This window comes from Bradyrhizobium sp. cf659, assembly GCF_900113725.1.
GTDB lineage: Bacteria > Pseudomonadota > Alphaproteobacteria > Rhizobiales > Xanthobacteraceae > Bradyrhizobium.
The window spans coordinates 466,426-480,853 of sequence record NZ_FOQJ01000004.1 but is presented as its reverse complement, the minus strand read 5'-3'; the positions used below and the strand labels follow the sequence as shown (position 1 = coordinate 480,853).

The window sequence follows — 14,428 nt, the reverse complement described above, 5'->3', positions numbered from 1 at the left end:
GATTGGCGGGCGGGTTAGCAAACAGTCGCTCAATGGAGGACTTGACCATGCGTACCTACGATCTCACCCCCTTCTATCGTTCCACCGTCGGCTTCGACCGCCTCTTCAACCTGCTCGATCAGGCCGGTTCGGACGGCAGCCCCGGTTATCCCCCCTACAACATCGAGCGCACCGGCGAGAACACCTACCGCATCACCGTTGCGGTCTCGGGCTTTGCCAAGGATGAGCTCTCCATCGTCGCGAAGGAAAACACGCTGACGATCAAGGGCGAGAAAGTCGCTGGCGAGAATTCGAAGTCCGAAGTGCTCTACCGCGGCATCGCCGCGCGTGCCTTCGAGCGCGCCTTCCAGCTTGCCGATTTCGTGCAGGTGAAGGACGCCTCGCTCGAGAACGGGCTGCTTCACGTCGACCTCGTGCGCGAGATTCCCGAAGCCAAGAAGCCGCGCCAGATCGCGATCAACGGCGGCGCGCCCAAGGCGCAGGTGATCGAGAACTCGGCCGCGCAAGTCGCCGCGTAAACCGCACGCACGCCACTTCCGAGTTGCGAAAACGCCCCGGTGCCCCGGGGCGTTTTTTTGTTTTGCCCAAGCCCCTCCCCCAGCGTCGTCCTGGCGAAAGCCAGGACCCATACCGCGAGGTCTATCGATCGTGCTCGGTAGCGATACCGAACGACGAGTCTTCGCCAAATATCTCCCAGGGGTAATGGGTCCTGGCTTTCGCCAGGACGACACCGGATACTCTTTTGCACCGCATCACAGAACGGTGAGGACGCGTAACGATCTCGCCTTGCGCTCCGTCCTTTGGGCATCGACCCCAAAACAAGACGGAGAACGATCATGACACTTTGGCGCAGCCTTTTCGTCGCCGCGAGCCTGCTGGCGGCCCCTCTCAGCCTCGCTCACGCACAAACCCCACAAACCGTGAAGGCCAAGAACGTCGTGCTGGTGCATGGCGCCTGGGCCGACGGATCGAGCTGGTCGGAGGTGATCCCGATCCTCCAGGCAGCGGGCCTTCACGTGACTGCCGTGCAAAATCCGCTGTCCTCGCTTGCGGACTCCGTCGAGGCGACCAAGCGCGCACTGGCCGAGCAGGACGGGCCGACCGTGCTGGTCGCGCATTCCTGGGGCGGCACCGTGATCAGCCAGGTCGGCACCGACCCGAAGGTCACCGGCCTCGTCTATGTCGCCGCACGCGCGCCCGACGCGAACGAGGATTTCGTCGCGCTGTCGAAGCAGTTTCCGACCGGCCCGGTGCGCGCCGGCATCGTCGAGCGCGACGGCTACACCAAGCTCTCGGAAGACGCCTTCCTGAAGTATTTCGCCAACGGCGTGAAGCCGGAGCAGGCCAAGGAGCTCTATGCCGTGCAATGGCCGACCGCGGCCTCGATCTTCGCCGGCCGCACCACCGAAGCTGCATGGCACGCCAAGCCAAGCTGGTACGCGGTGTCGAAGAACGACGACACCATCAATCCCGATCTCGAGCGCTTCCTCGCCAAGCGCATGAACGCAACGACGATCGAGCTCGATGCCGGCCACCTCTCGCTGGTGTCGCATCCGAAGGAAGTGGCGAATCTGATCCTGGAAGCTGCGGGGTATGGGCGAAGCTGAGGACAGACTGCCTTGATGCAAAAGGCGCCTGAGTGCTCAGGCGCCTTTTGTTTTGCTCCGCTCTCTCCCCATCGTCGTCCTGGCGAAAGCCAGGACCCATTACCCCAGGGAGTGGTTTGGCGAAGACCCGTCGTTCGGTACTCACACCACCCAAAATCGATAGACCTCGCGGTATGGGTCCTGGCCTTCGCCAGGACGACACCCGTTGGCGTGGTCGCACTCTCGCGTCAAACGACCCGTGCGAGGAGCTTGCTATTCCAGCCCCTGCGCGGCCGGCATGTCCTGCATCGGCGGAATCGTCCCCGCCGGCTTTGCCTGCCCCACTGTCGGCGCAGCGGCTTGCGGCGCGGCTTCGGTGGGCTTGGCCTGCACGGCCGCGGCCTGCTGTGCAGGTTGGGGCTGCGGTGCCTGGGCCTGCGGCACCGCGGGCTCGGCCGGCTTCACGGCTGCGACCGGCGCCTCGCCGCGCGGAGGAGCCGCCTTCGGCAGCGGCACGGTGCGACTGGCGACACGCGGGATCGGCGCCGGCGGGCGCGGCGGGCCGCGGCGGACCACGGTCGGCGGCGGCAGCGCGCTTTGCGGACCGTAAGGGGCGACCGCGCGCTCCTCATAGGTGGGGGCCATGCCGTAGGCGTCAGCGGCGGGCATGAAGCGCAGGATTCGTCCGTCGCGGGCGTCGATCACCAGCCGGCCGTCGTCGCCACGGCGGTCGATCACCGCGATGGTGTAGACGCTGCCGCGCAGGCGCGGGATGCCGAGCGGCGAGAAGCCGTTGTCGCGCAGCACCGCATAGACTTCGGTGGCCGGCAACAGCGCCGGCGCCGGGCCGCGCTCCTCGTAGCCATAGCCATAGCCGTATCGCGGCGGTGGAGGCGGCACAGCGTCCGGCGGCGCATAGGGCCTGTCGAAATCCGACACCGCGATCATAGCCCCTCCCGCAATACCGTTCGCTGGAACTTGCGCCTCTGCCGCGGTCACGGCCAGCGCCAGCGCGGCGGCGGCCACACATCCTGTGAAAAACTTCATGGTCGACACGCTCCTGTCAGGCCCGGGTGGATCGCGCTCTTTCGCTTCTTGCGGCGTGGCGCGCCTTCCGAAGGGTCGATCCGAAGCTTCATTCGGGATTTCGGCGTCGGCGGGGCCGGATCAGGGCGCGTTTGCTTCAAAACCGGGGCCGCGCACCGCGCGGAAAGCGATGATTGACACTTTGGGAATCGGGACTTTCGCGCGCTTGTGTGATAGACAAAAATTTGGCAAGGTGATGGTTAGGACAGGAAAGCTGTCTCAATTTTGCTTGCGGTTCCGGCATAGGGATTGCAACGAAAGTCGGTGCTTCCGAGCACCAAGAAGGCAACAGGCAAAGCCGTTCACGGGGACGTAGAACGCCTTGGCCTGAATTTAAGAAAATGCGGCTCGCAGCGGACGAGCGGTGACCCAGAGGCGGGTGCCGCGGAACGCCCAAGGTGCGCCGAAGATGGCGGTGAGACAGCTTGCCGCATGGAGAGGACGAGGACATGAACGGGTCGCAATTCGAGCGCGCAAACATCGTGGCAGAAGAACTGTCGGCGACGGTCGCCTCGAAAACGACTGATCCGATTCAGGAACACAATTCGCGCCCGCCGGCCGAAGGCCTCTACGATCCGAGCCTGGAAAAGGATTCCTGCGGCGTCGGCTTCATCGCCAACATCAAGGGCAAGAAGTCGCGCGAGATCGTCTCGGACGCGCTGAGCATCCTCTGCAACCTCGAGCATCGCGGCGCCGTCGGCGCCGATCCGCGCGCCGGTGACGGCGCCGGCATCCTGGTGCAGATCCCGCACGCGTTCTTCAGCCGCAAGGCCAAGGAGCTCGGCTTCGCGCTGCCGCAACCCGGCGAATACGCCATCGGCGCGCTGTTCATGCCGCGCGACACCGCCTGGCGCAACGTCATCAAGAGCATCATCGCCGACCAGATCAAGGAAGAGGGCCTGACCCTGCTCGGCTGGCGCGACGTGCCGACCGACAATTCCTCGCTCGGCGTCACCGTGAAGCCGACCGAGCCCGCCTGCATGCAGGTGTTCATCGGCCGCAACGGCACCGCCAAGACCGAGGACGATTTCGAGCGCCGGCTCTACATCCTGCGCAAGTCGATCTCGCAGGCGATCTACCAGCGCCGCGACCGCGGCCTTGCGGGCTATTACCCCTGCTCGATGTCCTGCCGCACCGTGATCTACAAGGGCATGTTCCTCGCCGACCAGCTCGGCAAGTACTATCCCGACCTGCACGAGGCGGACTTCGAGAGCGCGCTGGCGCTGGTGCATCAGCGCTTCTCGACCAACACCTTCCCGGCCTGGTCGCTGGCGCATCCCTACCGCATGATCGCGCACAACGGCGAGATCAACACGCTGCGCGGCAACACCAACTGGATGGCGGCGCGCCAGGCCTCGGTGAGCTCCGAGCTCTACGGCAAGGACATCAACCGGCTCTGGCCGATCTCCTACGAAGGCCAGTCCGACACCGCCTGCTTCGACAACGCACTCGAATTCCTGGTGCAGGGCGGCTACTCGCTGCCGCACGCCGTCATGATGATGATCCCGGAGGCGTGGGCCGGCAATCCGCTGATGGATGAGACGCGCCGCGCCTTCTACGAGTATCATGCCGCGCTGATGGAGCCGTGGGACGGCCCCGCCGCGATCGCCTTCACCGACGGCCGCCAGATCGGCGCGACGCTCGACCGCAACGGATTGCGGCCGGCGCGCTATCTCGTGACCAAGGACGACCGCATCGTGATGGCGTCCGAGATGGGCGTGCTGACGATTCCCGAGGACCAGATCATCACCAAGTGGCGTCTGCAGCCCGGCAAGATGCTGCTGGTCGATCTCGAGCAGGGCCGCCTGATCCCCGACGACGAGATCAAGGCCGATCTCGCCAGGAGCCATCCCTACAAGGAGTGGCTGGAGCGGACCCAGATCGTGCTGGAAGAGCTACCGAAGGTTCCGACCACCGGCGTGCGCTCCAACCTGTCGCTGCTCGATCGCCAGCAGGCGTTCGGCTACAGCCAGGAAGACATCACCATCCTGATGACGCCGATGGCGGCCACCGGCGAGGAAGCCGCGGGCTCGATGGGCAACGACACGCCTATCTCGGCGCTGTCGGCCAAGGCCAAGCCGCTGTTCACCTACTTCAAGCAGAACTTCGCGCAGGTCACCAACCCGCCGATCGACCCGATCCGCGAGGAGCTGGTGATGAGCCTCGTCTCGATCATCGGACCGCGGCCGAACCTGTTCGACCTGCAGGGCCTGGCCACCACCAAGCGCCTCGAAGCGCGCCAGCCGATCCTGACCGACGCGGACCTCGAAAAGATCCGCTCGATCTCCGACGTGGCCGAGTCGCACTTCAAGTCGCGCACGCTGGACACCACCTTCCACGCCGGTCTCGGCGCGGCCGGCATGGACCAGGTGCTCGACGAGCTCTGCGCGCGTGCGGAAGCCGCCGTCCGCGAGGGCGTCAACATCATCATCCTGTCCGACCGCATGGTCGGCACCGACCGGGTGCCGATCCCGGCACTGCTCGCCTGCGCCGCCGTGCATCATCATCTGATCCGCGTCGGACTGCGCACCTCGGTCGGTCTCGTCGTCGAATCCGGCGAGCCGCGCGAAGTGCATCACTTCGCCTGCCTCGCCGGCTATGGCGCGGAAGCGATCAATCCTTACCTCGCGTTCGAGACCATCATCGCGATGAAGGACCGCCTGCCCAGCTCGCTCGACGACTACGAGATCGTCAAGCGCTACATCAAGTCGATCGGCAAGGGCCTGCTGAAGGTGATGTCCAAGATGGGCATCTCGACCTACCAGTCCTATTGCGGCGCGCAGATCTTCGACGCGGTCGGCCTCAAGGCGGACTTCGTCGGAAAGTTCTTCGCCGGCACTCATACCCGCGTCGAGGGCGTCGGTCTCGCCGAGATCGCGGAAGAAGCCGTGCGACGCCATGCCGACGCGTTCGGCGAGGCGCTGGTCTACAAGACCGCGCTCGACGTCGGCGGCGAATATGCCTATCGCAGCCGCGGCGAGGACCATGCCTGGACCGCCGAGTCGGTCGGGCTGCTTCAGCACGCCGCGCGCGGCAATTCGCTGGAGCGCTATCGCGCCTTCGCCAAGATCCTCAACGAGCAGTCCGAGCGTCTGCTGACGCTGCGCGGCCTGTTCCGGATCAAGAGCGCCGAGGAAGAGAAGCGCAAGCCAGTGCCGCTCGACCAGGTCGAGCCGGCCAAGGACATCGTCAAGCGTTTCGCCACCGGTGCGATGAGCTTCGGCTCGATCTCGCGCGAGGCGCACACCACACTCGCGATCGCCATGAACCGGATCGGCGGCAAGTCGAACACCGGCGAAGGCGGCGAGGAAGCCGACCGCTTCAAGCCGATGCCGAACGGCGATTCCATGCGCTCGGCGATCAAGCAGGTCGCCTCGGGCCGCTTCGGCGTCACCACGGAGTATCTCGTCAACTCCGACATGATGCAGATCAAGATGGCGCAGGGCGCCAAGCCCGGCGAAGGCGGCCAGCTGCCCGGCCACAAGGTCGACGCAACCATCGCCAAGGTGCGGCATTCGACGCCGGGGGTCGGCCTGATCTCACCACCGCCGCACCACGACATCTACTCGATCGAGGACCTGGCGCAGCTCATCTACGACCTCAAGAACGTCAACCCGACGGGCGACGTCTCGGTCAAGCTCGTCTCGGAGATCGGCGTCGGCACGGTGGCCGCGGGCGTCGCCAAGGCGCGCGCCGACCACGTCACCATCGCGGGCTTCGAGGGCGGCACCGGCGCTTCGCCGCTGACCTCGATCAAGCACGCCGGCTCGCCGTGGGAGATCGGCCTTGCCGAAACCCACCAGACGCTGGTGCGCGAGCGGCTGCGCAGCCGCATCGTGGTCCAGGTCGACGGCGGCTTCCGCACCGGCCGCGACGTCGTGATCGGCGCGCTGCTGGGGGCCGACGAGTTCGGCTTTGCCACCGCGCCGCTGATCGCGGCCGGCTGCATCATGATGCGCAAGTGCCATCTCAACACCTGCCCGGTCGGCGTCGCGACCCAGGATCCGGTCCTGCGCAAGCGCTTCACCGGCCAGCCCGAGCACGTGATCAACTACTTCTTCTTCGTTGCGGAAGAGGTCCGCGAGATCATGGCCTCGCTCGGCTTCCGCACCTTCAACGAGATGATCGGCCAGGTTCAGCTGCTCGACCAGACCAAGCTGGTCTCGCACTGGAAGGCCAAGGGCCTCGACTTCTCCAAGCTGTTCGTCAAGCAGAAGGAAGAGAAGGGCCAGAAGATCTATCACTCCGAGCGCCAGAACCACCATCTGGAGGCGGTGCTCGACCGCACGCTGATCGAGAAGGCGACGCCCGCGCTCGACCGCGGCGCGCCGGTGAAGATCGACGCCGCGATCAACAGCACCAACCGCTCCGCGGGCGCGATGCTGTCGGGTGCGGTCGCCAAGATCTACGGCCATGCCGGCCTGCCGCATGACACCATCCATGTCAGCCTCAAGGGCACTGCCGGCCAGGCCTTCGGCGCGTGGCTCGCCCACGGCGTCACCTTCGAGCTCGAGGGTGAAGGCAACGACTATGTCGGCAAGGGCCTCTCGGGCGGCAAGATCATCGTCAAGCCGCCGAAGAACTCTGCAATCGTGCCGGAAGAGAGCATCATCGTCGGCAACACCGTGATGTACGGCGCGATCCAGGGCGAGTGCTACTTCCGCGGCATCGCCGGCGAACGTTTTGCCGTGCGCAATTCGGGCGCGGTGGCCGTGGTCGAGGGCGCGGGCGATCATTGCTGCGAATACATGACCGGCGGCATCGTGGTCGTGCTCGGCAAGACCGGGCGCAACTTCGCGGCCGGCATGTCGGGCGGCATCGCCTACGTGCTGGACGAGACCGGCGACTTCGACAAGCTGTGCAACATGGCCATGGTCGAGCTCGAGCCGGTGCTGTCGGAAGAGATGATCAACGCCGACACGTATCACGCCAGCGGCGATCTCGAGGCCCATGGCCGGGTCGACGTGTTCAAGAACCTGCTCGCCTCCGACGTCGAGCGGCTGCACGTCCTGATCACGCGCCATGCCAAAGCGACCGGCTCCAAGCGCGCCGCCGACATCCTTGCCAATTGGAAGGACTGGCTGCCCAAATTCCGCAAGGTGATGCCGGTCGAGTACCGGCGCGCGCTGCGCGAAATGGCGGCCAACGCGGACGCCGAGCCGAAAATCGCGATCGGGGCGTAATAAAGAAGCCTCATGGTGAGGAGGCGCGTAGCGCCGTCTCGAACCATGAGACCACCATCCGGGCCTCTATCCTTCGAGACGCGGCGCGAAGAGCGCGCCGCTCCTCAGGATGAGGAGTGAGAGAACAAACGACTAAGCGGCAGGACTTCGGGTTTAATGGGCAAGATCACGGGTTTTCTGGAAATCGAACGGCACGACCGCAAGTACACCCCGGTCGCCGAGCGCGTGAAGCATTTCAACGAGTTCGTCGTTCCCTTGACCGAGAAGGAAACGCGCGACCAGGCCGCGCGCTGCATGAATTGCGGCATTCCCTTTTGCCACGGCACCGGCTCGGTCGCGCCCGGTACGCCGGGCTGCCCGGTCAACAACCAGATCCCTGATTTCAACGACCTCGTCTATCAGGGCAATTGGGAAGAGGCCTCGCGCAACCTGCACTCGACCAACAATTTCCCGGAATTCACGGGGCGCATCTGTCCTGCGCCGTGCGAAGCGTCCTGCACGCTCAACATCGACGACAACCCGGTCACCATCAAGACCATCGAATGCGCGATCGTCGACCGCGCCTGGGACAATGGCTGGCTGAAGCCCGAGGTCGCCGCCGTCAAGACCGGCAAGAGGGTCGCCGTGATCGGCTCGGGTCCGGCCGGCATGGCCTGTGCGCAGCAACTGGCACGCGCCGGCCACGACGTGCACCTGTTCGAGAAGTTCGCCAAGGCTGGCGGCCTGCTGCGCTACGGCATCCCCGACTTCAAGATGGAGAAGGGCATCATCGACCGCCGCGTCAAGCAGATGGAAGGCGAAGGCGTCACCTTCCACTACAACAGCCATGTCGGCGCCGACGGCAATGTCGATCCGCGCGAGATGCTCAACGAGTATGACGCCGTCGCACTCACCGGCGGCGCCGAAGCCCCGCGCGACCTGCCGATCCCCGGCCGCGATCTCGCTGGGATCCACTACGCCATGGACTTCCTGCCGCAGCAGAACCGCCGCGTCTCCGAGGAGCCGCTGAACGGCGTCCAGGAGATTTTGGCCGGCGGCAAGCACGTCGTCGTCATCGGCGGCGGCGACACCGGCTCGGACTGCATCGGCACCTCGCTGCGCCAAGGCGCGCTCTCCGTGACCCAGCTCGAGATCATGCCCGCCCCGCCCGAGCGCGAGAACAAGGGCCTGACCTGGCCGAACTGGCCGCTGAAGATGCGCACCTCCTCCAGCCAGGCCGAAGGCGCGATCCGCGAATATGCCGTGCTGACCCAGAAGTTCACCGGCGAGAACGGCCAAGTCAAGAAGCTGCACTGCGTGCGCGTCGACGACAAGTTCAAGCCGATTGCCGGCACCGAGTTCGAGCTCGATGCCGAGCTCGTCCTGCTCGCGATGGGCTTCGTCCACCCCGTGCACGAGGGCCTCTTGAAGCTGCTCTCGGTCGAGCTCGACCCGCGCGGCAACGTCAAGGCCAACACCTTGGACTACCAGACCTCGCGCCCGAACGTGTTCACCGCCGGCGACATGCGCCGCGGCCAGTCGCTGGTGGTGTGGGCGATCCGCGAGGGCCGGCTGTGTGCCCGGTCGATCGACACGTTCCTGATGGGGAAGACGGATCTGCCGCGGTAGTCGCTGTCGTCCTGGCGAAAGCCAGGACCCATACCGCGGAATCTATCGATGGGCCGATGATCGCTGTACCGAACGCCCAGTCTTCGCCACACGACCTCTTGGGGTAATGGGTCCTGGCTTTCGCCAGGACGACAGCTGAGGGCTTGGCGCCACCAGTACCCCTCGCGGCGCGGCTAATTCTGCAACCTCACGCCCAGCATCACCACCGTGCCCTGCGAGCTCGAGCCCGCCTGGTTCGAATCCAGGATGTCGTGGCGCAGCGTGCCCTTGATCCAGACGTTGCGGTTGAGCTTGTAGATCAGATTGCCTTCGAGCGAGTAGGTCTTGTCGTTGCGGTTCTGGCCCTGGTAGTCGTAGGTGCCATAGGTGAACTTGCCGACCGCGGTGAGCCAGCGGCGGAAGTCGTGATCGACTTCGGCGGCGTAGGTGTGCACCAGCACGCCGGAGGAGCCGGCGACCGTGGTCTCCGCGATCTGCGTGTCGGTGACGAATTTCACCGTGGTGAGGCCGCTGGCGTTCCAGATCAGCGAGCCCGAGGTGAGGAAGCCCGAGAGCTGGCTGAGGCGCGGGTCGACATAGTTGCGCGCGGAATAGCCGACCGAGACCTCGCCGGTGAGGATGCGCGAGAACTCGAAGGACGTGCCGACCTTGCCATAGCCGCCGTTTGAATCGCGGAAGTAGCCGCTGCGGTCGGCGGGCTGGTCGTGCACGCGGGTGTCGCCCTGGATCTCGACGAACGGCTTCAGGCCCGGCTTCAGCTCGTAGGAGAAGCGCCCGACGCCGCCATACTGGTTGAAGTCGCGATCATTGTTGCTGGAGGTCGAGCCGTCGGTGAGCTTGGAGTCGGTGTAGGCGGTGCGGTCCACGGTGGCGCCGGCCGCGACCTGGAAGCGGTTGAAGGTCTGGTCGAAGCCGACGGTCGTGCCAAAGGTGGCGTAGACGGGATATTTCTGGAGGCCGGCCTGCACGTTCGGGCTGCCGGGATTGTCGGTGGCGAGCCGCAGGCGGAGCTGCGAGGTCAGCTTGAGGTCGCGGTCGACATCGACGCGGCCGTCGACATGACCGATGAAGTCGGGGCGGTTGATCTCGACCGGCGAGGGCGAGGGAAAGCCGTCGATCGTCGCCGGCATGTTGTTGGTGTAGCCCGAGAACGAGCCGCGCAAATCGGCGACCAGCGCGTGGCGCTCCCAGTCGGACACCACGAGGAGGTCGGGCGCGACGACATAGACCGGCGAGCCGACCGGCTTGTTCAGACGCGCCGGGTTGGTGTCATAGCCGGCGGAAAGCTCGAGCCCGCCCTTGATCAGGAAGCTGCCGGCATAATCGCCGACCGCGCCGAACGCGTCGTCATCGGCCTTGAGGCGGCGGCGCAGCGGCTGGCCGGGCACGTTGCCGGCCATCGCCGGCGGCACCGGCACCTTGTGCGCGGTCTCGGACGGCGGCGGCGCGATGCGCGGCGGGCCGAGCGTCCTGTCCGGCGTTGTCGGCGGCACCGGCGAGCCGGGGCCGACCGGGCGCTTCGGCTTCGGCTGCCCGGGATAGAGCTTGGGTTGCTGCCGCTTGCGGTTGAGCGAGTCGTAACCCGAGCCGCTGGCGCCGTTGGCGGCTGGCAGACCGTAGGTCGGGACCTGGCCGACGCGCGAGGTCGCCGGCGCCTGCTGGCGCTTGCGCGGATCGGCGTTGGGATCGGGCAGCGCCGGCAGCGCGTCCGAAGGCGCCTGCGGTACGCCCGCCGTGCGGCGCGTCGGCAGCGTCTCGGGCGTGGCGAAACCGCCGCGGTTGGGATTGAACAGGTCGGGCGTGAGGCTCTGGGCGGCCACTGGGCCGCTTTGCAGGGCCGTCAGCGCAAGACACGGCAAAGCCGCGCACAGGAAATGCGCGCGTTGGCTCCGGCCCGTGCCTGGAGACGACCCCACGATGGTATTACCCCAACGAAATCAAACACTTTCGCGATTGTCCCCGCCGGCTGGCAGAAACCATCGTTAATGGAGTTAAAACAATTATGGTTAATGACCAGTTGAGGGGCGGGGCGGCCGCGTCGCCTCATGCGCCGAGGCGTGCTAAAGCAGACGCCAATGGGCCATCGCCCCTCCTCCCTGGACCTGTACATGCCGAGTTCGAAACCGCTGATGACCCAATCATCCGGCCCCGTCCCTGCAAGCGTCGAATCCGCGCTCCGCACGCTGGAGACCGAGAGCGGCGGCATCAACGCGCTCGCCGCCGCGCTGCGCGGCCCGCTGGGTGCGACCTTCGCCAAGGCGGTCGACCTGATCCGGCAGGCCAAGGGCCGCGTCATCGTCACCGGGCTCGGCAAGTCAGGCCATATGGGCCGCAAGATCGCGGCGACGCTGGCCTCGACCGGCACGCCCGCCTTCTTCGTTCACACCGCTGAAGCCGGCCACGGCGACCTCGGCATGATCACCACCGACGACGTCATCATGGCGCTGTCCTGGTCCGGCGAGCAGCCGGAGATGAAGAACCTCGTGAACTATTCGGCGCGCTTCGCGATCCCCATGATCGCGGTGACGTCGAACGCGGCGTCCTCGCTCGGACAGGCCGCCGACCTCGTGATCGAGCTGCCGAAGGCACGCGAGGCCTGCCCGCACAATCTGGCGCCGACCACCTCGACCCTGATGCAGGCCGCGATCGGCGATGCGCTCGCGATCGCGCTGCTGGAAGGGCGCGGCTTCACGGCGCTCGAGTTCGCGCATTTTCACCCCGGCGGCAAGCTCGGCGCGATGCTGAAATTCGTTCGCGACTACATGCGCACCGGCGCGGAGATCCCGCTCAAGCCGCTCGGCACCGAGATGTCGGAGGCCGTGGTCGAGATGTCGGCCAAGGGCCTCGGCTGCGTCTGCATCGTCAATGACGCCAATGAGGCCGTCGGCATCATCACCGACGGCGATCTGCGCCGCCACATGCGGCCCGACCTGCTGACGGTCACGGTCGACGACATCATGACCAGGCAGCCGAAGACCGTGCCGCCCTCGATGCTCGCCACCGAGATGATCGAGGTGCTGAACACCCGCAAGATCACGACGCTGCTGGTGACCGAGGCGGACAAGGTCGTGGGCATCGTGCACCTGCACGATCTGCTGCGGGCGGGTGTGGCGTAAGGCACGCCATCTCCTATCGTCATTCCGGGGCGCGCCACTTGGCGCGAGCCCGGAATCCATTCATCTCCGAGGTTGCTGCGCGATGGCTTCCGGGCTCGCGACTTCGTCGCGCCCCAGAATGACGAGGAAAGTGTGGCGCGCCCCTCTCCTCCGTCATTGCGAGCGCAGCGAAGCAATCCAGACTGCCTTCGCGGAAAGACTCTGGATTGCTTCGCTGCGCTCGCAATGACGGGGGCTGGAGCTACGGAAACCGCGCCGCCTTCGCTTCCAGCGGCAGCCTCAAGCCGTTCGCCAGATACGACACCGTGCGATAGAAGCCGCACAGCAGCATGACCTCCAAAATCTGCGCCTCGTCGTAATGCGCCGCGAGCGCGGCGAATTCCGCATCGGTGAACGTCGCCCGGTGATGCAGCGCGTCGACGGCCGCGATCAGCGCCTGTTCGCCCGGTGACCAGCACGGCGACGTCGCATCGCCCTCTACGGTGGCGCGGACCTCGTCCTCGGTGAGGCGCGCCGGACCGGCAAAGACCGCGACATGCACGCCCCATTCATACTCGCATTTGTTCAGCGCGCAGGTGCGGTCGATGACGATCTCGCGTTCACGCAACGACAGCGGCCCGGGATCGAGCAGGCCGCCGGCGCGGAACTTGTCCCAGGCGCGGCTGTGGCCCGCCATCACCCGGAACAGCAGCAGCGGCGGCGCGCCGCGCATGATGCGGTCGAACTGCGCCTGGATCTCCGGGGGATAAGGCGGCGCGAGCGGCGCAATGCGCGGTGTGACCTGGGACATCGGCCGCCTCCGTTGCTACAATTATCGTAGCACGACGCTACATTATCTGTAGCAATATGCAAGAGGGCGACGATGGCGAAACAGGCCGGCTCGACCACACGCAGCGTCCGCGGCTCACGCACGGGACGGCCGATCATGGCGCTGCTCGACCTGCTCGGCCGGCGCTGGACCTTGCGGATCCTGTGGGAGTTGCGCGACGCCCCCCTCACCTCCCGCAGCCTGCGCACCGCCTGCGACGAAGCCTCGCCGACGGTGCTGCAAGCGCGGCTGGACGATTTGCGCGAGGCGGGGTTCGTGGAGCTCGGCGAAGGCGGAGGCTATAGGCTGACGCCGCTCGGGCGGGACCTGTGCGAGACGTTCATGCCGCTGCACCGGCTTGCGGAGAGGTGGAAGAGCTCTTCCCCCTCTCCCCGCTTGCGGGGAGAGGGTCGGGGTGAGGGGGAGCCTCCGCGCAGACGGTGAGAGACGACTCGCGGAGAGCCCCCTCACCCGGATTGCATCTACGATGCAATCCGGCCTCTCCCCGCAAGCGGGGAGAGGCGAAGGGTCCTCACGCCACCGCCACCGTCAGATTCACGCCGTCCACCTGCACCACCTTCACGCGCGTCCCGGCCGGCGTATCGGGACCTGCGACGCGCCAGACCGTGTCGCCGATGCGCATGGTGCCGTTGCCGTCGATGATCGGCTTCTCCAGCGTGAACTCGCGGCCGAGCAGCGCCTCGGTGCGTTTGTTGAGAAAGGGGCTTCCGCTCGCATCCGGATTCGGCCGAGAGAGACGGCGCCACACCGGCACCGCGGCAGCGGCGAAGATCGCGAACATCACCAGTTGCACCTGCCAGGACACGGCGACGGCGAACGAGATCAGCCCGACCAGCAGCGCGGCGAGCCCGAGCCAGAACAGGAATACGCCCGGCGCCAGCACCTCCAGCCCCATCAGGATGAAGCCGAAGATCAGCCAGTTCCAGGTGCCGAGCGATACGAACATGTCGGTCATGACACGACCTCTTTGAAGTGGCGCATGCCCCTATCGGAAAACCGGTGTCCACTTTGCACTAACGT

Annotated in this window: 10 protein-coding genes; 6 read left to right on the top strand and 4 right to left on the bottom strand. The window is 66.1% G+C overall.

All coding sequences use genetic code 11. The features are described 5' to 3' along the window. Positions 1 to 47 precede the first annotated feature (47 nt). Both BM118_RS21275 and BM118_RS21265 read left to right on the top strand, forming a co-directional pair. Positions 48 to 518 (top strand): Hsp20 family protein, encoded by a 471-nt coding sequence (locus tag BM118_RS21275; RefSeq protein WP_177234521.1) that lies wholly within the window; start codon positions 48 to 50, stop codon positions 516 to 518. Positions 519 to 836: 318 nt separating this feature from the next. Then, complete coding sequence (locus BM118_RS21265; protein ID WP_092187424.1) at positions 837 to 1,607, top strand: alpha/beta fold hydrolase; 771 nt, start codon at positions 837 to 839, stop codon at positions 1,605 to 1,607. A 252-nt stretch (positions 1,608 to 1,859) separates the two neighbouring features. On the opposite strand, the gene BM118_RS21255 is transcribed toward BM118_RS21265, so the two are convergent. Next, positions 1,860 to 2,633 (bottom strand): hypothetical protein, encoded by a 774-nt coding sequence (locus BM118_RS21255; protein ID WP_092187422.1) that lies wholly within the window; start codon positions 2,631 to 2,633, stop codon positions 1,860 to 1,862. Positions 2,634 to 3,121: 488 nt separating this feature from the next. Here BM118_RS21255 and gltB point away from each other — a divergent pair, with 488 nt between their 5' ends. Both gltB and BM118_RS21245 read left to right on the top strand, forming a co-directional pair. Next, entirely contained in the window at positions 3,122 to 7,855 is a 4,734-nt protein-coding gene (gene gltB, locus BM118_RS21250) for a glutamate synthase large subunit (RefSeq protein ID WP_092187420.1), read from the top strand. A gap of 156 nt (positions 7,856 to 8,011) precedes the next feature. After that, the gene (locus tag BM118_RS21245) at positions 8,012 to 9,463 is read left to right on the top strand and encodes a glutamate synthase subunit beta (protein ID WP_092187419.1); all 1,452 of its coding nucleotides are present in this window, start codon (positions 8,012 to 8,014) and stop codon (positions 9,461 to 9,463) included. Positions 9,464 to 9,636: 173 nt separating this feature from the next. On the opposite strand, the gene BM118_RS21240 is transcribed toward BM118_RS21245, so the two are convergent. Continuing rightward, the gene (locus tag BM118_RS21240; RefSeq protein WP_092187418.1) at positions 9,637 to 11,379 is read right to left on the bottom strand and encodes an outer membrane beta-barrel protein; all 1,743 of its coding nucleotides are present in this window, start codon (positions 11,377 to 11,379) and stop codon (positions 9,637 to 9,639) included. Positions 11,380 to 11,571: 192 nt separating this feature from the next. Between BM118_RS21240 and BM118_RS21235 the strand changes: the two genes are divergently transcribed. Further along, complete coding sequence (locus BM118_RS21235; RefSeq protein ID WP_177234520.1) at positions 11,572 to 12,579, top strand: KpsF/GutQ family sugar-phosphate isomerase; 1,008 nt, start codon at positions 11,572 to 11,574, stop codon at positions 12,577 to 12,579. A gap of 241 nt (positions 12,580 to 12,820) precedes the next feature. On the opposite strand, the gene BM118_RS21230 is transcribed toward BM118_RS21235, so the two are convergent. Then, positions 12,821 to 13,369 (bottom strand): carboxymuconolactone decarboxylase family protein, encoded by a 549-nt coding sequence (locus BM118_RS21230; RefSeq protein WP_092187417.1) that lies wholly within the window; start codon positions 13,367 to 13,369, stop codon positions 12,821 to 12,823. Positions 13,370 to 13,441: 72 nt separating this feature from the next. On the opposite strand from BM118_RS21230, the gene BM118_RS21225 reads away from it, so the two are divergent. Next, a complete protein-coding gene (locus BM118_RS21225; protein WP_092187416.1) occupies positions 13,442 to 13,831 on the top strand; it encodes a winged helix-turn-helix transcriptional regulator in 390 nt (129 codons plus the stop codon). Positions 13,832 to 13,919: 88 nt separating this feature from the next. Here BM118_RS21225 and BM118_RS21220 read toward each other — a convergent pair whose 3' ends face one another. Then, positions 13,920 to 14,363 carry an NfeD family protein gene (locus BM118_RS21220; RefSeq protein ID WP_092187415.1) on the bottom strand — a complete coding sequence of 148 codons (444 nt, stop codon included), beginning with the start codon at positions 14,361 to 14,363 and terminating at the stop codon, positions 13,920 to 13,922. Positions 14,364 to 14,428: the final 65 nt, after the last annotated feature.